The following is a 17,987-nucleotide window of genomic DNA, read 5'->3' on the forward strand; positions in this document are numbered from 1 at the left end:
TACAGGCACCACCAATCCGTAGGAGCGAGGCTTGCCCGCGAAGGCATATTCCCCGCCACCTCCACCCAATGACCATTCCACCGCCCCTTTCTGCCTGATCCCCCCTCAACCGTCTTATTAATGAAACACCACCCTCGGCTATACTCCCCGCATTTCGAAACAATTCCGAAACAACCCGAGGACAGCCTGTGAAGAACTGGACGTTGCGCCAACGCATTTTGGCGAGTTTTGCAGTCATCATCGCCATCATGCTGTTGATGGTGGTCGTCTCGTATTCGCGGCTGTTGAAGATTGAAAGCAGTGAAGCCAGCGTGCGAGAGGATGCGCTGCCGGGTCTGTATTACAGCTCGATGATTCGCGGGGCCTGGTCTGACAGTTATCTGCGCATTCAGGCCATGCTCGGCCTTGAGGAAGGGCGGGGTTTCAGCGCCAAGGATACTGCAGACTTCGATGCCTACTCCTCCCGTCTGCTGGAGCAGATGGAGCTTTATCGCGGGACGATCGCCGACGAAGAAGACCGAACCGAATACGCGGCGTTCCAACAGGCTCATGATCAATACCACCGCATCCTGGCTGCCGTTATCGACCTGCACAAGCGCAACCAGGAAGCCGACGCCCTCAAGATGTTCAACGATGAGCTGACGCCGGCCTGGACCCAAGGGCGCGTGAAACTCAGCGAAATCCTGAGCCACAACAAATCCGTGGCCGACAGGGACATCGCCGCCATCGACAACGCGGTGCTCACCGCCAAAACCATCATGGGGATTTCTCTGCTGATCGCCGTGCTGGCCGCCGGCCTCTGCGGTCTTTTGCTGATGCGCGCGATCATGGCGCCGATGAATCGCATCGTGCAGATCCTGGAAGTGATGCGCACCGGCGATCTCAGCGGACGTCTGAACCTGGATCGCAAGGACGAGTTCGGCGCGGTGGAAACCGGCTTCAACGACATGATGGCCGAGCTGACTTCCCTGGTGTCCCAGGCCCAGCGCTCGTCGGTGCAGGTCACCACCTCGGTCACCGAGATCGCCGCGACCTCCAAGCAACAGCAGGCCACCGCCACCGAAACCGCCGCCACCACCACTGAAATCGGCGCGACGTCCCGGGAAATCGCCGCGACTTCGCGGGATCTGGTGCGCACCATGACCGAAGTGTCCACCGCTGCCGATCAGGCGTCCGTCGCTGCCGGCTCCGGCCAGCAAGGTCTGGCACGCATGGAAGAAACCATGCACTCGGTGATGGGCGCGGCCGATCTGGTCAACGCCAAGCTGGCGATCCTCAACGAGAAGGCCGGCAACATCAATCAGGTGGTGGTGACCATCGTCAAGGTCGCCGACCAGACCAACCTGCTGTCGCTCAACGCCGCCATCGAGGCCGAGAAGGCCGGTGAATACGGCCGCGGTTTTGCCGTGGTCGCCACCGAAGTGCGGCGTCTGGCGGACCAGACCGCCGTCGCCACCTACGATATCGAACAGATGGTGCGCGAGATCCAGTCGGCGGTCTCGGCGGGCGTGATGGGCATGGACAAGTTTTCCGAGGAAGTGCGCCGTGGCATGGCCGAGGTGCAGCAGGTGGGCGAGCAGTTGTCGCAGATCATCCATCAGGTGCAGGCGCTGGCGCCACGGGTGTTGATGGTCAACGAAGGCATGCAGGCCCAGGCCACCGGCGCCGAGCAGATCAACCACGCGCTGGTGCAGTTGGGCGATGCCAGCAGCCAGACCGTCGAGTCTCTGCGTCAGGCCAGTTTTGCCATCGATGAGTTGAGCCAGGTGGCCGTCGGGCTGCGCGGCGGCGTCTCGCGATTCAAAGTCTGATGAACGAACTCACCGCCAAGCGCACTGCCGTGAAACAGACGGCGCATGTGCTGTTCCTGGTGTTTCGCATCGGCAGCGAGCGCTACGCCCTGCGCGCGACCGAAGTGGCGGAGGTGCTGCCGCGAGTGCCCCTGAAACCGATCGCCCACGCGCCTCATTGGGTGGCGGGAGTGTTCGCCTGGCGCGGCGCAGTGGTGCCGGTGATCGACCTCAGTGCGCTGACCTTCGGTGCGCCTGCCCAGGCGCGGACCAGCACGCGGCTGGTGTTGGTGCATTACCAAGCCGATGAAAGTGCACCGAAGCAACTGCTCGGACTGATCCTCGAACAAGCTACCGACACCCTGCGCTGCGACCCCGCGGATTTTCAGCCCTATGGCCTGGACAATCCCCAGGCGCCCTATCTTGGGCCCGTGCGCAACGACGAACTGGGTTTGCTGCAATGGGTGCGGGTCGCCGATCTGCTGGATGAGCGAGTCCGGGCATTGTTGTTCCCGTCACCACCGCTGGACCTCGCGCTGCTTGAGGAACAGTCATGAACAACGATCAGCGTTTTTTCGATTTCCTCAAGGACCGTATCGGCCTCGACGTGACCTCGGTGGGCCCGGCGATCATCGAGCGGGCGGTACGCCAACGCAGCATCGCCTGCAATGCGCAGACGCCGGACGAATACTGGCGAATCCTGCAAGGCTCCGGCGATGAGCAGCAGGCGCTGATCGAAGGGGTCATCGTCCCGGAAACCTGGTTCTTCCGTTACCCGGAATCCTTCGCCACCCTGGCGAAACTGGCCGCCCGGCGCCTGACTGAAATCAACAACCTGCGTGCCCTGCGGATTCTCAGCCTGCCATGCTCCACCGGCGAAGAGCCGTACTCGATTGCCATGGCGCTGCTGGATGCAGGGTTCAAGCCGCACCAGTTCAAGGTCGAAGGCATGGACGTCAGCCCCTTGTCGGTGGAAAAGGCCCGGCGGGCGGTGTATGGCAAGAACTCCTTTCGCGGCGAGGACATCGCCTATCGCGATCGCTATTTCACCGCCGACCGTGACGGTTATCGCCTGAACAGCCGGGTGCTTGATCAGGTGCGATTGCAGGTCGGCAATGTGCTGGATCCCGCGTTGCTGGCCAACGAGCCACCTTTCGATTTCGTGTTCTGCCGCAATCTGCTGATCTATTTCGACCTGGCGACGCAAAAGCAGGTGTTCGAAGTGCTCAAGCGCCTGACCCATGTCGATGGCGTGCTGTTCATCGGTCCTGCCGAAGGCAGTCTGTTGGGGCGCCTGGGCATGCGCTCGATCGGTATCCCGCAGTCCTTTGCCTTCAGTCGCCAGAGTGCGGCAGAGGTGGAACCGCTGCCCGTCTTTGTTCCTGCACCTGTACCCATTCCCCAGCCTGCGCGGCAACCGGCGCGTCATGTCGCGCCGCCGCCGGTTCCCCGGCGTCCGTTCGCCAGCGTTGCGCAACCCATGGCTCGTCCTGCCGCTTCAGAAAAGCCCGGCAGCGCCGATACCGCGGCATTGCTGGCAAACATTGCCGAATTGGCCAACGAAGGCAAAAGCACCGAAGCCCGTGCCGCGTGCGAGCGCTACCTGCGCAACCACGAGCCGGTGGCCCAGGTGTTCTACTGGCTGGGACTGCTCAGCGATGTGGGCGGCAACGTGCCAGAGGCTCAGGGGTTTTACCGCAAGGCGCTGTATCTAGAACCGCAACACCCCGACGCATTGATGCACCTGGCGGCGCTGCTGCAGGCCCAGGGCGACAGCGTCGGTGCCAGACGATTGCAGGACCGCGCCGCCCGCAGCGAGCGCGCCGCCGACAGTGAGCGTAAACGATGATTGCCGCCGACACCTTTAGCGTCACCCGTGAAGATGCCCAGGCCATCGACGATTGCTGGAACCGCATCGGTATTCATGGCGACAAATCCTGCCCGCTGCTGGTCGATCACATTCATTGCCGCAATTGCTCGGTGTACTCGGCTGCGGCGACGCGCCTGCTGGATCGTTATGCGTTGCAGCAGGAAGATCGCGTACAGGTTGCCGATACGGTCGAAGAAGAGGTCAAGACCCGTTCGCTGCTGATGTTTCGTCTGGGCGAGGAGTGGCTGGGTCTGGCGACCCGCAGTCTGGTGGAAGTGGCGCCGCAGCAGGCCATTCACTCACTGCCGCATCAGCGCTCCCGGGCCTTGCTCGGGGTGGCTAACGTGCGCGGGGCGCTGGTGGCGTGCCTGTCGCTGTCCGAATTGCTGGGGCTGGAAAGTGGCGGTGGGGTGGCGTCCGGCGCGCGGGTCATGCCGCGCATGCTGATCATTGCCGCCCATGGTGGGCCGGTGGTGGTGCCGGTGGACGAAGTGGACGGTATTCATGCCATAGACGAACGCCTGCTCGACGCGGCGTCGCGTTCCGGTGCTCATGCCGACGCCAAGTACACCCGTGGCGTATTGCAATTCAGGGGTCGCAGCCTGCGCTGGCTGGATGAAGAACAGCTGCTGTCCGCCGTGACCCGGAGCCTCACATGACCCCCGAACAAATGCGCGACGCCTCTTTACTGGAGCTGTTCGGCCTGGAAGCCGAAGCCCAGACCCAGGTGCTGAGCGCGGGTCTGCTGGCCCTGGAGCGCGACCCTACCCAGGCCGACCAATTGGAATCGTGCATGCGCGCGGCGCACTCGCTCAAGGGCGCGGCGCGGATCGTCGGGATTGACGCCGGCGTCAGTGTCGCCCACGTCATGGAAGATTGCCTGGTCAGCGCCCAGGAAGGGCGGCTGTACCTGCGTCCCGAACACATCGACGCCTTGCTGCAGGGCACCGATCTGCTGATGCGCATCGCCACGCCGGCCACTGCGCCGCAGCCTGCGGATATCGAGGCCTACGTGGCCTTGATGGCACGCTTGCTCGATCCGGCGGCTGCAGTTGCTCCAGCTGTTCCGCCCGCTGCGCCGGTCATGGCGGAGCTGCAACTCGAAGCGCCGAAGGTTGAACAGCCAGCGGCTCCAATCGAGACACCCGCCCCAGTCGTCGAGCCTGCACCTGCCGAATCCGTATCCACACCGAAAAAGAAGCGCACCACCGAAAACGGCGAGCGCGTATTGCGGGTTACTGCCGAACGCCTGAACAGCCTGCTCGACCTGTCGAGCAAATCCCTGGTGGAAACCCTGCGCCTCAAGCCGCACCTGGCCACCATGCAGCGCCTCAAACGCATGCAGAACAACAGCCTGCGGGCGCTGGAAAATCTCAACGTCCATCTCAAGGACCAGGCCCTGAGCCTCGAAGCCCAGGAAGCCCTCGATGATGCGCGACGCCTGCTGGCCGAATCCCAGCAGCTGCTGGCGGAGAAAAACGCCGAACTCGATGAGTTCGCCTGGCAGGCCAGTCAGCGCGCGCAGGTGCTTTACGACACCGCGCTGGCCTGCCGCATGCGGCCGTTCGCCGATGTGCTGACCGGCCAGGTGCGCATGGTCCGCGATCTGGGTCGCAGCCTTGGCAAACAGGTGCGCCTGGAAATCGAAGGCGAGAAAACCCAGGTCGACCGCGATGTGCTGGAGAAACTCGAAGCGCCGCTGACCCACTTGTTGCGTAACGCGGTGGATCACGGCATCGAAACCCCGGAGCAACGGCTCCTGGCTGGCAAACCGGAAGAAGGCCTGATCCGCCTGCGCGCTTCCCATCAGGCCGGTTTGCTGGTGCTGGAACTGAGCGATGACGGCAATGGCGTCGATCTGGAAAAGGTCCGTCGAAGTGTGGTCGAACGCCAGTTGTCGCCACCAGAAACTGCCGCGCAGTTAAGCGAAGAGGAGCTGCTGACCTTTCTGTTTCTGCCGGGCTTCAGCTTGCGAGAGAAAGTCACTGAGGTGTCGGGGCGCGGCGTCGGCCTGGACGCGGTGCAGCACATGGTCCGCCAGTTGCGCGGCGCGGTGGAGCTGGAGCAGACGGCGGGCGAGGGCAGCCGTTTCCATCTTGAAGTGCCGCTGACCCTGTCGGTGGTGCGCAGTCTGGTGGTCGAAGTGGGCGGCGAGGCCTATGCCTTCCCGCTGGCTCACATCGAACGCATGTGCGATCTGGAGCCATCGGACATCGTGCAGGTCGAGGGACGCCAGCACTTCTGGCATGAAGGCCGGCATGTCGGCCTGGTTGCAGCCAGTCAGTTGCTGCATCGTCCGGCGAGCCAGAACAATCAACAGACCCTGAAGGTGGTGGTCATTCGCGAGCGCGATACGGCATATGGCGTCGCGGTCGAGCGTTTCATCGGCGAGCGAACCCTGGTGGTGCTGCCGCTGGATGAGCGCCTTGGCAAAGTGCAGGACATTTCCGCCGGAGCCTTGCTCGACGACGGTTCGGTGGTGTTGATCGTCGACGTCGAAGACATGCTGCGTTCGGTGGACAAACTGCTCAATACCGGGCGCCTGGAACGCATCGCCCGCCAAGGCGGTCAGGCCGTCGAAGCGGCGCGCAAGCGGATTCTGGTGGTGGACGACTCCCTGACCGTGCGCGAACTGCAACGCAAGCTGCTGCTCAATCGCGGCTACGACGTGGCGGTGGCGGTCGATGGCATGGACGGCTGGAACGCCCTGCGTTCGGAGAACTTCGATCTGTTGATCACCGATATCGACATGCCGCGCATGGACGGCATCGAGTTGGTGTCGTTGCTGCGCCGCGACAACCGCCTGCAGTCGCTGCCGGTGATGGTGGTGTCCTACAAGGATCGTGAGGAAGACCGGCGTCGTGGACTGGATGCCGGAGCCGACTATTATCTAGCCAAGGCCAGTTTCCATGACGACGCCTTGCTCGATGCAGTCGATGAGCTCATAGGAGGAGCGAGGGCGTGAAGATAGCAATCGTCAACGATATGCCCATGGCTGTGGAGGCCTTGCGCCGGGCGCTGGCCTTCGAGCCTGCGCACCAGGTGATCTGGGTGGCCGGCAATGGCAAGGAAGCGGTGCAGAAGTGCGCCGAGCAGACACCTGACCTGATTCTGATGGACCTGATCATGCCGGTGATGGACGGAGTGGAAGCGACCCGGCGGATCATGGCCGAAACCCCCTGCGCCATCGTCATTGTCACCGTGGATCGCCAGCAGAACGTGCACCGGGTGTTCGAAGCCATGGGCCACGGTGCGCTGGACGTAGTCGATACCCCGGCCTTGGGCGCTGGCAATGCCCAGGACGCGGCGGCGCCGTTGTTACGCAAAATCATGAACATCGGCTGGCTGATCGGCGACAAGACCCCGCGCGAGCGTCCGGACCCGGGCCCATCGCGCAGTTCGGGCTCGCGCCAGAGCCTGATCGCCATTGGCTCGTCGGCCGGTGGGCCGGCGGCGCTGGAAGTGCTGCTCAAAGGCCTGCCGCGAAACTTTTCCCCGGCCATCGTGCTGGTGCAGCATGTGGATCAGGTATTCGCTGCCGGCATGGCCGAATGGCTGGCGAGCGCCAGCGGCCTGAAGGTGCGCCTGGCCCACGAGGGCGAGCCTCCGCAAAGCGGCACCGTGCTGCTGGCGGGCACCAATCACCATATTCGCTTGTTGAAGAACGGCACGCTGGCTTACACCGCCGAGCCGGTCAACGAAATCTATCGACCTTCGATCGACGTATTTTTCGAGAGCGTGGCCCGTCACTGGAACGGTGATGCGGTCGGCGTTTTGCTCACCGGCATGGGACGTGATGGCGCGCAGGGGCTTAAACTTCTGCGCCAGCAGGGCTACTTGACCATCGCCCAGGACCAGAACAGCAGCGCGGTGTACGGCATGCCCAAGGCAGCCGCGGCCATCGATGCCGCCGTCGAGATCCGTCCGCTGGAGAAGATAGCGCCACGATTGCTGGAGATCTTTCCAAAATGACTACTATTAGCAGCAATCCTGGCCCAGGCAGTTTTCAGGTGAACGCACATGACTGAATTACAACTCGACGACTTCAAGACTGACGAAAACGCCGCCATGGTGCTGTTGGTGGACGATCAGGCGATGATCGGCGAGGCCGTTCGGCGCGGGTTGTCGAACGAAGAAAACATCGACTTTCACTTCTGCGCCGACCCGCACCAGGCCATCGCCCACGCGGTGCGGATCAAACCGACGGTGATCCTGCAGGATCTGGTCATGCCCGGCCTCGACGGCCTGAGCCTGGTGCGCGAATACCGCAATCACCCGGCGACCAAGGACATCCCGATCATCGTCCTGTCGACCAAGGAAGACCCGCTGATCAAGAGCGCGGCGTTCGCGGCCGGGGCCAACGATTACCTGGTCAAGCTGCCGGACAACATCGAACTGGTGGCGCGCATCCGCTATCACTCGCGTTCCTACATGACCCTTTTGCAGCGCGACGCCGCCTACCGTGCGCTGCGGGTCAGCCAGCAGCAACTGCTCGACACCAACCTGGTGCTGCAACGCCTGATGAACTCCGACGGCCTGACCGGGCTGTCCAACCGCCGGCACTTCGACGAGTACATGGAACTGGAGTGGCGCCGCTCCCTGCGCGAACAGAGCCAGCTATCGCTGCTGATGATCGACGTGGATTACTTCAAGACCTACAACGACACCTTCGGCCACCTGGAAGGCGACGAAGCCCTGCGCCAGGTCGCCACGGCGATCCGCGAGGCCAGCGCCCGGCCATCCGACCTGCCGGCCCGTTACGGCGGCGAAGAATTCGCCCTGGTACTGCCCAACACCTCACAGGGCGGTGCGCGACTGGTGGCGGAAAAACTGCGGATGACCGTCGAAGCCCTGAAAATCCCGCACATCTCCCCGAGCGAAGGCTCCAGCCTGACCATCAGCATCGGCCTTGCGACCGTCACCCCGAAAGCCGGCACCAACTGCCGCGAACTGATCTCGGCGGCGGACAAGGGGTTGTACCTGGCCAAGCATAATGGGCGAAATCAAGTAGGCATCGGCTGAATCATCTGCCCTGAAAATAACCTGTGGTGAGGGGATTTATCTGTGGTGAGGGGATTTATCCCCGTTGGAGTGCGCAGCAGTCCCATCTTTTTGGGGCCGCTTCGCAGCCCAACGGGGATAAATCCCCTCACCACAATTGATTTGCGTCGTTGCGAGGATCGAATGCGGCAGCGGCGTTTTCGACCAAGCGGACTGCCGTTGGCGGCCGTTTGCCGTTATACTCGCCGGCTTTCAAAAGTTCGCCTACGAGTGCTGCCCGCCATGGAAATCAACCCGATCCTGAACACTATCAAGGACCTGTCCGAGCGCTCCGAAACCATTCGGGGGTATCTTTGACTACGATCAAAAGCATGAGCGTCTGACCGAGGTCAACCGCGAGCTTGAAGATCCGAGTGTCTGGAACAAGCCTGAATACGCCCAGGAGCTGGGCCGCGAGCGCTCTGCGCTGGCGCAGATCGTCGAGACCCTCGACGAATTGAACAGCGGTCTGGCCGATTGCCGCGACCTGCTGGACATGGCGGTCGAGGAAAATGACGAAGGCGCCGTGAGCGACGTCGTCGCCGAGCTGGCCCGTCTCGAGGAAAACCTCGCCAAGCTCGAATTCCGCCGCATGTTCAGCCACGAAATGGACCCGAACAACGCCTACCTGGACATCCAGGCCGGTTCCGGCGGCACCGAAGCCCAGGACTGGGCCAACATCCTGCTGCGCATGTACCTGCGCTGGGCTGACAAACGCGGTTTCGACGCGACCATCATGGAACTGTCGGCCGGTGAAGTCGCCGGGATCAAGGGCGCCACCGTGCACATCAAGGGCGAATACGCCTTTGGCTGGCTGCGTACCGAGATCGGCGTGCACCGTCTGGTGCGCAAGAGCCCGTTCGACTCCGGCAACCGTCGCCACACCTCGTTCTCCGCGGTATTCGTCTCGCCAGAGATCGACGACAAGGTGGAAATCGAGATCAACCCTGCGGACCTGCGCATCGACACCTATCGTTCCTCCGGTGCCGGTGGTCAGCACGTAAACACCACCGACTCGGCCGTACGTATCACCCACGTACCGACCAACACCGTGGTCAGCTGCCAGAACGAACGTTCCCAGCACGCCAACAAGGACACCGCCATGAAAATGCTGCGGGCCAAGTTGTACGAGCAGGAAATGCAGAAGCGCAACGCCGCTTCGCAGGCTCTGGAAGACACCAAGTCCGATATCGGCTGGGGTCACCAGATCCGTTCGTACGTGCTCGATGCCTCGCGGATCAAGGATCTGCGTACCAACATCGAACGCAGCGACTGCGACAAGGTACTCGACGGCGATATCGACGAATACCTGGAAGCCAGCCTGAAATCCGGGCTATAAAGCACGCCCTCGGGGCTGTGGACACACCGCAGCCCCTGTAGGAGCGAGGCTTGCCCGCGAACCTCGGCCAAGTGCCGGGGGTAACGAACCTGTGATGGAATTTTTAAAGACATGAGCGACCTAGAACTCGACCCGCAAGCCCTGCAACAGGAAGAAAACTCCCTGATCGCCCTGCGCAAGGAAAAGCTTGCTGCCGAGCGCGCCAAGGGCAACGCCTTCCCGAACGACTTCCGCCGCGAAAACTACTGCGATGCGTTGCAGAAACAGTACGCGGACAAGACCAAGGAAGAGCTGGCAGAGGCTGCAATCCCGGTCAAGGTTGCCGGTCGCATCATGCTCAACCGTGGCTCGTTCATGGTGATCCAGGACATGACCGGTCGCATTCAGGTCTACGTCAACCGCAAGACCCTGTCCGAAGAAACCCTGGCCGCGGTGAAAACCTGGGACATGGGCGACATCATTGCCGCCGAAGGCACCCTGGCCCGTTCCGGCAAGGGCGACCTGTACGTTGAAATGACCAGCGTGCGTCTGCTGACCAAATCCCTGCGCCCGCTGCCGGACAAGCACCACGGCCTGACCGACACCGAACAGCGTTACCGTCAGCGTTACGTTGACCTGATCGTCAACGAAGACGTGCGCCAGACCTTCCGCGTGCGTTCGCAAGTCATCGCCCACATCCGCAGCTTCCTGATGAAGCGTGACTTCCTGGAAGTGGAAACGCCGATGCTGCAAACCATTCCGGGCGGCGCGGCAGCCAAGCCGTTCGAAACCCACCACAACGCGCTGGACATGGAAATGTTCCTGCGTATCGCGCCTGAGCTTTACCTCAAGCGCCTTGTTGTTGGCGGCTTCGAGAAAGTGTTCGAGATCAACCGCAACTTCCGTAACGAAGGCGTTTCGACTCGTCACAACCCTGAATTCACCATGTTGGAGTTCTACCAGGCTTACGCCGACTACGAAGACAACATGGACCTGACCGAAGAACTGTTCCGCGAACTGGCGCAGCTGGTTCTGGGCAGCACTGACGTGCCGTACGGCGACAAGGTGTTCCACTTCGGCGAGCCGTTCGCGCGCCTGTCGGTGTTCGACTCGATCCTCAAGTACAACCCTGAGCTGACCGCCGATGATCTGAACGACATCGACAAAGCCCGTGACATCGCCAAGAAGGCCGGTGCCAAGGTGCTGGGCTTCGAAGGCTTGGGCAAACTGCAGGTGATGATTTTCGAAGAGTTGGTCGAGCACAAGCTGGAGCAGCCGCACTTCATTACCCAATACCCGTTCGAAGTGTCGCCGCTGGCTCGTCGCAACGATGACAACCCGAACGTCACCGACCGTTTCGAGCTGTTCATCGGTGGTCGTGAAATCGCCAACGCCTACTCCGAGTTGAACGACGCGGAAGACCAGGCCGAGCGTTTCATGGCGCAGGTGGCTGACAAGGACGCTGGCGACGACGAAGCCATGCACTACGACGCCGACTTCGTTCGCGCGCTGGAGTACGGCATGCCGCCAACGGCCGGTGAAGGTATCGGCATCGACCGTCTAGTGATGTTGCTGACCAACTCACCGTCGATCCGCGACGTGATCCTGTTCCCGCACATGCGTCCGCAAGCGTAATTGGCTCAAATAAAAAACCGCCTCCGATAGGCGGTTTTTTATTGCCTGTCTGGTACAAACGTATCAAATAGTTAATTTTGAAGTAGAGAGAGGAAATCCCGTCGTGAACCATGCAACGGCTCAAGAAGGTGCAGCGGGTATCGCCACTGCGGTCGCTGAAAGTGTTCAGTATCAGGGGCGCAAGGCCAGCCGGCAGGGCAGTGAGCAGCGTCGGCAGGACATTCTCGATGCGGCAATGCGTATTGTCGTGCGCGATGGCGTGCGAGCGGTGCGCCACCGGGCCGTGGCCGCCGAGGCCAATGTGCCGCTGTCGGCCACTACTTACTACTTCAAGGACATCGATGACCTGCTCACAGATACCTTCGCCCAATACGTGGAGCGCAGCGCGGCCTACATGGCCAAGCTGTGGATCAACAACCAGGGCCTGCTGCACGAGCTGATCGCCAGCGGCGATGGCAGCCCCGAGGCGCGCAAGCACCTGGCGGACGAGCTGGCGCGGCTGATGACCGATTACGTGCACCGCCAATTGGTGACCCGTCGCGAGCATTTGATGGCCGAGCAGGCCTTCCGCCAGGAAGCGCTGCTCAACCCGCGTCTGGCGCAACTGGTGCGTTCCCACCAGCAGATTCTGCTACAGGGTTCCTGCCAGCTTTTCGAAGTATTGGGTTCCCGCGAGCCGCAGCAGGATGCCAAAGTGTTGACGGCTATAATCGGACGGATGGAATATCAGGGCCTGCTCAACGACGCCGAGCCGGCTGATGAAGAAGAAATGCTCGGCATACTCAAGCGCTATATGCATCTGGTGCTGGCTTCGGTCTAATCGGTTCCCTGTAGCAGCTGCTACAGGTGCAGCGTCGAGTCATCAAGGGAGTGTTGAATGAAAGCCTGGCGTGTCGTCGTGATCGCCTTGTCGTTGCTGCTGCTCAGTGGCTGTCTGGTGACTTTCAAGGAACCACTGCCCACAAGTGAGCCTGCGCCCAAGGGGTTGCTCGGCAAATGGACCAGCACTAACGCCTGGGGTGAGCCGGTCAATCTGGAGCTGACCCGCGTCGGCGAAAACCGCTATCAGGCCGTCAGCTACTTCCGCGCCAAGCCCCGGGAGCGCGAAGCCTATCCCTTCACCGTCTCACGTCACGGCAACCGCTGGTACTTGTCGGCGAAAGTGCCGTCGCAGTTTGGTGGGCACTACACCATTGCCGGGTTCGAACTCACCGATAAACGTGAGCTGGTGGTCTACAACCTCGACCTCGAACAGATCAAGCAGGCCGTGCAGCAAAAGGCCCTGAACGGCGAAGGCTTTCAGACCGACGATGGCGATGGCGTGCTGATCGACAGCCACATGGACCAGGTGTCCGCGTACCTCGATGACCCGGCCAATTCCGACGTCTTTGTCGAAGTGGTGCGTTACCAGCGTCAGGCCAAAGCAAAATAATCCAGTAGATAACGGTTTCAACAGGAGTTTCCGGTGGACGATTACCAGCAGTCGATACGCATTCTGTCCGATCGCATAGTGCTGGCGCAGACGCCGATCCGCGTCCTCGATGCGGTCAAATGGGATGACAATATCCGCAAGGACTTCCTCAAGGCCAAGGGCAAGGAACTGCCGAAGGTTGACCGCGACTATTACCTCAACCGTCCGCTGGCGTTCGACTCCAGCAAGGTGAAGCTGGAATTCCAGAACATCGAGCGCGACATCACTCGCCAGCTCGGCCAGTTCAACCCGGTCGGCCAGATCATGCGTCGCATGTGCAAGGAATACCGGATGGTGATCCGCATGCTTGAGGCGCGGGGCACTGAGGATTTCGGACTGATTTCCCAGGAGCTGTATGGCGCCGCCTCCGACGCCTTCCACGCCGGTGACCCGACGCTGTCCGACCTGGGCCTGATGCTGTCGGACTACCTGAACAACATCGACGGTCGTGGCGACCTCAAGGACGAACCCAAGACCCTGACCGCCAAGGATGCGGTCCACATGCTGCAAACGCGCTTGAACCGGGTGTTCGGTGAGGCCGAGGAAACCATCCGGGTGTTTGAGTCCGACGGCATCGTCGCCGATGCGGCGGCGGGCGCCGACTACATCAAGATCCGTACCGACGCGATGTTCAACGAGCGCGACGTGCGCGCGCTGGAAGTCCACGAAGGGCTGGTGCATGTCGGCACCACCCTCAACGGCCTAAACCAGCCGATCTGCACCTTCCTGGCCAAGGGCCCGCCCTCGTCGACGGTGACCCAGGAAGGCCTGGCGATCCTCATGGAAATCATCACCTTCGCCTCTTACCCGAGCCGCCTGCGCAAGCTGACCAACCGCACCCGTGCCATTCACATGGTGGAGGAGGGCGCGGACTTCCTGCAGGTGTTCGAGTTCTTCCGCGAGCAGGGTTTCGAAATGCCCGATAGCTACAGCAACACCAGCCGCGTTTTCCGTGGTTCGGTGCCGACAGGTCTGCCATTTACCAAAGACTTGTCCTACCTCAAGGGCTTCATCATGATTTACAACTACATTCAGTTGGCCGTGCGCAAAGGCAAGCTGGAGCAGATACCGCTGCTGTTCTGCGGCAAGACCACCCTGGAAGACATGCGCACCTTGCGCCAGCTGGTGGACGAGGGGCTGGTGGTACCGCCCAAGTACCTGCCGGAGCAGTTCCGCGACATGAATGCGTTGTCGGCGTGGATGTGCTTCTCCAACTTCCTCAACCATTTGAGCCTGGACCGGATCGAGGCGGATTACTCCAACATTTTGTGATCAACCAATACCCTTGTGGGAGCGGGCTTGCCCGCGATGGCGGCTTAACATTCAACATTGATGTTGCCTGACACACTGCTATCGCGGGCAAGCCCGCTCCCACAGGGGCCTTTGTTTTCCACAGGTCTGTGTTTCAATCCATCACTTGCGAGGTTTCACCGGATGCGAATCCTCGGCACCATCTGCCTCCTCCTGGCCCTGAGCGGTTGCAGCTCGTTCCTGTTCTACCCCGAGCCCGGCCAGCTGTTCACCCCGGAAAAAGCCAAGCTCGAATACCGCGAGATCACCTTGACCACCGCCGACGGTCTCAAGCTGAATGCCTGGTGGCTGCCGGCCAAAAAAGGCGTCGAGGTCAAGGGCACGGTGCTGCACCTGCACGGCAACGGGGGCAATCTGCCAATGCATCTGGGCGGCAGTTACTGGCTGCCGGAGCAGGGCTATCAAGTGCTGTTGTTGGACTATCGCGGTTACGGTCTGTCCGAAGGAAAGCCCGAGCTACCAGAGATCTATCAGGACATCGACGCCGCTTTCAAATGGCTCGATCAGGCGCCCGAGGTCAAGGGTAAACCCCTGATCCTGCTCGGCCAGAGCCTCGGTGGTTCGATGGCGGTGCACTATCTGGGGCAACACCCCGAGCGGCAGACCCAGCTCAAGGCCATCGTGCTCGACGGCGTGCCCGCCAGTTACCGCAGCGTCGGCCAGTTTGCGTTGAGCCATTCGTGGTTGTTGTGGGCGTTTCAGGTGCCGTTGTCCTGGCTGGTGCCGGACGGCGACAGTGCGATCAGCTCCATGCCGCAACTCAAAGGCGTGCCGAAATTGATCTACCACAGCATCGACGATCCGATCGTGCCCCTTTCCAATGGCATCCTTCTGTATCAAGCTGCGCCGCCGCCGCGCGTCCTGCAACTGACCCGGGGCGGGCACGTGCAGACGTTCGCCGACCCGGTCTGGCGCAAAGTCATGCTGCGCTATCTCGATGACCCGCAGCATTTCAACGGCCTGCGCCGCCTGGGTGAGATCCCCAATTACCCGGCCCCCGAACATTCTGAAGATGAACCACCAGAGAGTCCGCAATGAGTGAAGAACGTAACGCCATCCCGCTGATCATCACCGGTATCTGCAGCATCCTCGGCACCGTGGGCGCCCTGTGGTGGTACGGCTACCTGCACTTCGCCAAGCCTGAGGATGCGTTGCTGCTCAACGAATTCACCATGCTCAAGACCGTTCCGGGCGAAGACTACAAAGTCTCCCTGGAGCCGGCCGCGCAAGTGGCGCAGTGCATCGATGGCGTGCTGGTGCTGTTCGACACCGAACAGAAAGGCCTGACGGGCGTGCTGGTCAACGACCGCAAGAAGGCGGTGCGTTGCATGGGGCAGGAGACGCCGCAGAAGTTGCAGCCGTAATCAAAGCTACACACAAAACCACTGTGGGAGCGGGCTTGCTCGCGAAAACGGAGTGTCAGACAACGAAGATGTCGACTGACAGACCGCTTTCGCGAGCAAGCCCGCTCCCACATTTGGTTCTGCGTTAAGGCTGATTACTGGGTGTAAGAACTCACCGCCGAGCGCGGCATCACCGGCTGGTTATCGTTGGAAATCGTCACTTCCACCCGACGATTCTGTGCCCGGCCCGAGACGCTGCCGTTATCCGCGACCGGATACTCCTTGCCATAACCCTGGGCCACGATGCGGGTCGGGTCGACGCCCATCTTCACCAGCGCCATGCGCACCGAGCCAGCGCGACGTTCAGACAGCGACTGATTGTGAGACGCCGTACCGGTGCTGTCGGTGTAGCCCTCGACGATCACTTTGCGATCGGGGTTCTGCTGCAGATACTGCGCCAGCGTGTTGATATTCGTCAGACCGTTGGACTTCAGATCGGCCCGGTCAGTCGCGAACAGCACGTCACCGAAAGTCACCAGCGTCCCGCGATCGGTCTGCTTGGCGTTGAGGCTGTCCTGCAACTGCTTGATCTGCTGGTCGCGGGCATCGAGTCGTGCCTGTGCACGTTGCGCCGAAGCGTTTTTCAGATTGGCTTCAGCGGTGCGCAGGGCGATTGTCTGCTTGGCCACTTCCACGCGTTGGTTGGTCAGATAGGCCAGTTGATCGACCTTGGCCTCGTCCTGCTTGTCCAGGTAGGCCTTGTCGGCCTTGTCCAGATAATCGCTGGCTTCCTTGGTTTCAAGGGCCGCAACTTTGCTCGCCTGCGGATCCGCCTGCAGGCCGGAGTAATTGGTGCGAGCCTGTTCAAGGTTGGCGTTGGGCGGTGTGGAGCACGCAGCCAAAGCAACGCTTGCAGCCAGCAGGGCAGGGATCATCAATTGTTTGGAATTCATGGTGTCGTCCTTTTAGTCGATTAAGAAGTGCGTGGCGCCGCGCCGTTACTGAACGGTGCGCTGGCTTTCCTGACGCAGTTCCTGAACGCCTTTCTGAGAGTCCTTCACTGCTTGTTCGGCCTTCATTGCCTGAGCCTTGCGCTCGGCCACGCGAGCATCCCATTCAGCCTGTTCGGCGAGGGTTCTGGCCTGGTCGTATTTCTTGTCGTGCATGGCGATTTCGGCTTGCTTGAGCTTGTCCTGCGCGGTCTTCATTTCCACTGCGGCGAATTCGGTACCGCCGGCGCTGACTGCGCTGTTGACCGCCGATTCGGTGACCGCGAACTGCTCGGTGGGAGGGTTGCCGGCACAACCGGCCAGCACGACGCCGGCGCCGATGGCCAGGGCAGCCATCTTCAGGTTGCGCAGTGGGGTGGACGAGGATTTGCCTGTGCAGGTTTTCATGATTTTCAACTCCATTGGGCTTACTCCTGAACTACTGAACAATCCATCCTGGGCAAGGAGCCGAAAGCTTCGTTTTGGCGGCGTTTTTGAAACGGCCGTCCCAGGCGTGGTTACTGGGATTGACCGGAGGCTTTTTTCAAAAGTTCAGAGAAATTGCCTGATGTCCGAAAAAACGGGCGAGGCGAAAAGGCAGGGGGAACGCAATACCTGTAGGAGCGAGCATGCTCGCGATGGTCGTGAACGTTAACGTTGGGCACCTGATACCCCGCGTCGTTTTCGAGTTCATCGCGAGCGTGCTCGCTCCTACAGAAATCAAAAAATCAGTGTTTTTGCTTGTCGTTACCCGTGGACAAATCGTGCAAATGCCGACGCGACAGCGCCAAAAAACGCGGCGTCGGGCCTACGTCTTCGTACAGCGGATCGCCTTCCTCATCGGTCGCCACCACGGTCGAGCCCTTCACATAGGGAAAGCTTTTTTCCAGTTCTTCCAGGGCGGCGCCGATCAGTTCGCCGAGCAATTCTTCGGGTTGCCGCTTGGGATACATTTCGATGATCGCCGCCAGCCTGGCGGCCGCTTCCACGTCCAGATGAATCGAGTAGCCGGTGTCGGTCAGGCGACCCTTGGCGTTTTCTTCCCAGTGATGGACAAGCTCGCGGATTTTCATAATGACCTCATGTCGCGCCTGCTCGTGGCAGGCAAGGTGAGTACCGGCTCTGGCCGGCGAAAGCCGTTGTACGGCCTACTGTTCAGACTAGCTTCTGCCTCGAAGGTTTGAAGTCCCTTCGTCGTCTGGGTTGTAAGAACTGGCCCG

17 protein-coding genes are annotated in these 17,987 nt (G+C 61.2%); 14 read left to right on the forward strand and 3 right to left on the reverse strand.

Annotated features, from left to right (window positions below):
- Nucleotides 1–188 precede the first annotated feature (188 nt).
- From ACW9JE_RS12510 to ACW9JE_RS12575, 14 genes are all read left to right on the forward strand, one after another.
- Nucleotides 189–1,811: a methyl-accepting chemotaxis protein gene (locus ACW9JE_RS12510; RefSeq protein ID WP_224538560.1), complete on the forward strand. Its 1,623-nt coding sequence runs from the start codon at nucleotides 189–191 to the stop codon at nucleotides 1,809–1,811.
- Nucleotides 1,811–2,347 (forward strand): chemotaxis protein CheW, encoded by a 537-nt coding sequence (locus ACW9JE_RS12515; protein WP_457432925.1) that lies wholly within the window; start codon nucleotides 1,811–1,813, stop codon nucleotides 2,345–2,347. Before ACW9JE_RS12510 ends, ACW9JE_RS12515 begins: the two co-directional genes overlap by 1 nt.
- The gene (locus ACW9JE_RS12520) at nucleotides 2,344–3,639 is read left to right on the forward strand and encodes a CheR family methyltransferase (RefSeq protein ID WP_457432926.1); all 1,296 of its coding nucleotides are present in this window, start codon (nucleotides 2,344–2,346) and stop codon (nucleotides 3,637–3,639) included. Before ACW9JE_RS12515 ends, ACW9JE_RS12520 begins: the two co-directional genes overlap by 4 nt.
- Entirely contained in the window at nucleotides 3,636–4,319 is a 684-nt protein-coding gene (locus ACW9JE_RS12525; protein WP_224538554.1) for a chemotaxis protein CheW, read from the forward strand. The genes ACW9JE_RS12520 and ACW9JE_RS12525 overlap by 4 nt, the downstream gene beginning before the upstream one ends.
- Nucleotides 4,316–6,625: a hybrid sensor histidine kinase/response regulator gene (locus ACW9JE_RS12530; protein WP_224538553.1), complete on the forward strand. Its 2,310-nt coding sequence runs from the start codon at nucleotides 4,316–4,318 to the stop codon at nucleotides 6,623–6,625. Before ACW9JE_RS12525 ends, ACW9JE_RS12530 begins: the two co-directional genes overlap by 4 nt.
- Entirely contained in the window at nucleotides 6,622–7,632 is a 1,011-nt protein-coding gene (gene cheB / locus ACW9JE_RS12535) for a chemotaxis-specific protein-glutamate methyltransferase CheB (protein WP_457432927.1), read from the forward strand. The genes ACW9JE_RS12530 and cheB overlap by 4 nt, the downstream gene beginning before the upstream one ends.
- Before the next feature lie 48 nt (nucleotides 7,633–7,680).
- Nucleotides 7,681–8,682, forward strand: a complete 1,002-nt coding sequence (locus tag ACW9JE_RS12540) for a response regulator (RefSeq protein WP_224538549.1) — start codon at nucleotides 7,681–7,683, stop codon at nucleotides 8,680–8,682.
- Nucleotides 8,683–8,943: 261 nt separating this feature from the next.
- Nucleotides 8,944–10,039 (forward strand): peptide chain release factor 2 gene (prfB, locus tag ACW9JE_RS12545; protein WP_224538547.1). Its coding sequence is split into 2 segments (ribosomal slippage): nucleotides 8,944–9,015 and nucleotides 9,017–10,039, totalling 1,095 coding nucleotides; the frame shifts between segments, so codons are not numbered across the junction.
- 111 nt (nucleotides 10,040–10,150) lie between these two features.
- Entirely contained in the window at nucleotides 10,151–11,653 is a 1,503-nt protein-coding gene (gene lysS, locus ACW9JE_RS12550; protein ID WP_224538545.1) for a lysine--tRNA ligase, read from the forward strand.
- A 103-nt stretch (nucleotides 11,654–11,756) separates the two neighbouring features.
- Nucleotides 11,757–12,473: a TetR/AcrR family transcriptional regulator gene (locus tag ACW9JE_RS12555; RefSeq protein WP_224538542.1), complete on the forward strand. Its 717-nt coding sequence runs from the start codon at nucleotides 11,757–11,759 to the stop codon at nucleotides 12,471–12,473.
- Nucleotides 12,474–12,530: 57 nt separating this feature from the next.
- Nucleotides 12,531–13,085: a hypothetical protein gene (locus ACW9JE_RS12560; protein ID WP_224538540.1), complete on the forward strand. Its 555-nt coding sequence runs from the start codon at nucleotides 12,531–12,533 to the stop codon at nucleotides 13,083–13,085.
- 33 nt (nucleotides 13,086–13,118) lie between these two features.
- A complete protein-coding gene (locus ACW9JE_RS12565) occupies nucleotides 13,119–14,396 on the forward strand; it encodes a flavohemoglobin expression-modulating QEGLA motif protein (RefSeq protein WP_457432928.1) in 1,278 nt (425 codons plus the stop codon).
- A 162-nt stretch (nucleotides 14,397–14,558) separates the two neighbouring features.
- Nucleotides 14,559–15,473: an alpha/beta hydrolase gene (locus ACW9JE_RS12570; protein WP_457432929.1), complete on the forward strand. Its 915-nt coding sequence runs from the start codon at nucleotides 14,559–14,561 to the stop codon at nucleotides 15,471–15,473.
- Complete coding sequence (locus ACW9JE_RS12575) at nucleotides 15,470–15,799, forward strand: hypothetical protein (protein ID WP_457432930.1); 330 nt, start codon at nucleotides 15,470–15,472, stop codon at nucleotides 15,797–15,799. The genes ACW9JE_RS12570 and ACW9JE_RS12575 overlap by 4 nt, the downstream gene beginning before the upstream one ends.
- Nucleotides 15,800–15,933: 134 nt before the next feature.
- On the opposite strand, the gene ACW9JE_RS12580 is transcribed toward ACW9JE_RS12575, so the two are convergent.
- The 3 genes from ACW9JE_RS12580 to ACW9JE_RS12590 form a co-directional block, all read right to left on the reverse strand.
- Nucleotides 15,934–16,731 carry an OmpA family protein gene (locus ACW9JE_RS12580; RefSeq protein WP_457432931.1) on the reverse strand — a complete coding sequence of 266 codons (798 nt, stop codon included), beginning with the start codon at nucleotides 16,729–16,731 and terminating at the stop codon, nucleotides 15,934–15,936.
- Between the two features lie 45 nt (nucleotides 16,732–16,776).
- On the reverse strand, nucleotides 16,777–17,190 hold the full coding sequence (locus tag ACW9JE_RS12585) for a DUF4398 domain-containing protein (RefSeq protein WP_457432932.1): 414 nt from the start codon (nucleotides 17,188–17,190) through the stop codon (nucleotides 16,777–16,779).
- A gap of 305 nt (nucleotides 17,191–17,495) precedes the next feature.
- Nucleotides 17,496–17,840 (reverse strand): pilin assembly protein, encoded by a 345-nt coding sequence (locus tag ACW9JE_RS12590; protein ID WP_457432933.1) that lies wholly within the window; start codon nucleotides 17,838–17,840, stop codon nucleotides 17,496–17,498.
- Nucleotides 17,841–17,987 lie beyond the last annotated feature (147 nt).

The sequence above is a fragment of the Pseudomonas sp. SDO55104_S430 genome (assembly GCF_054070595.1).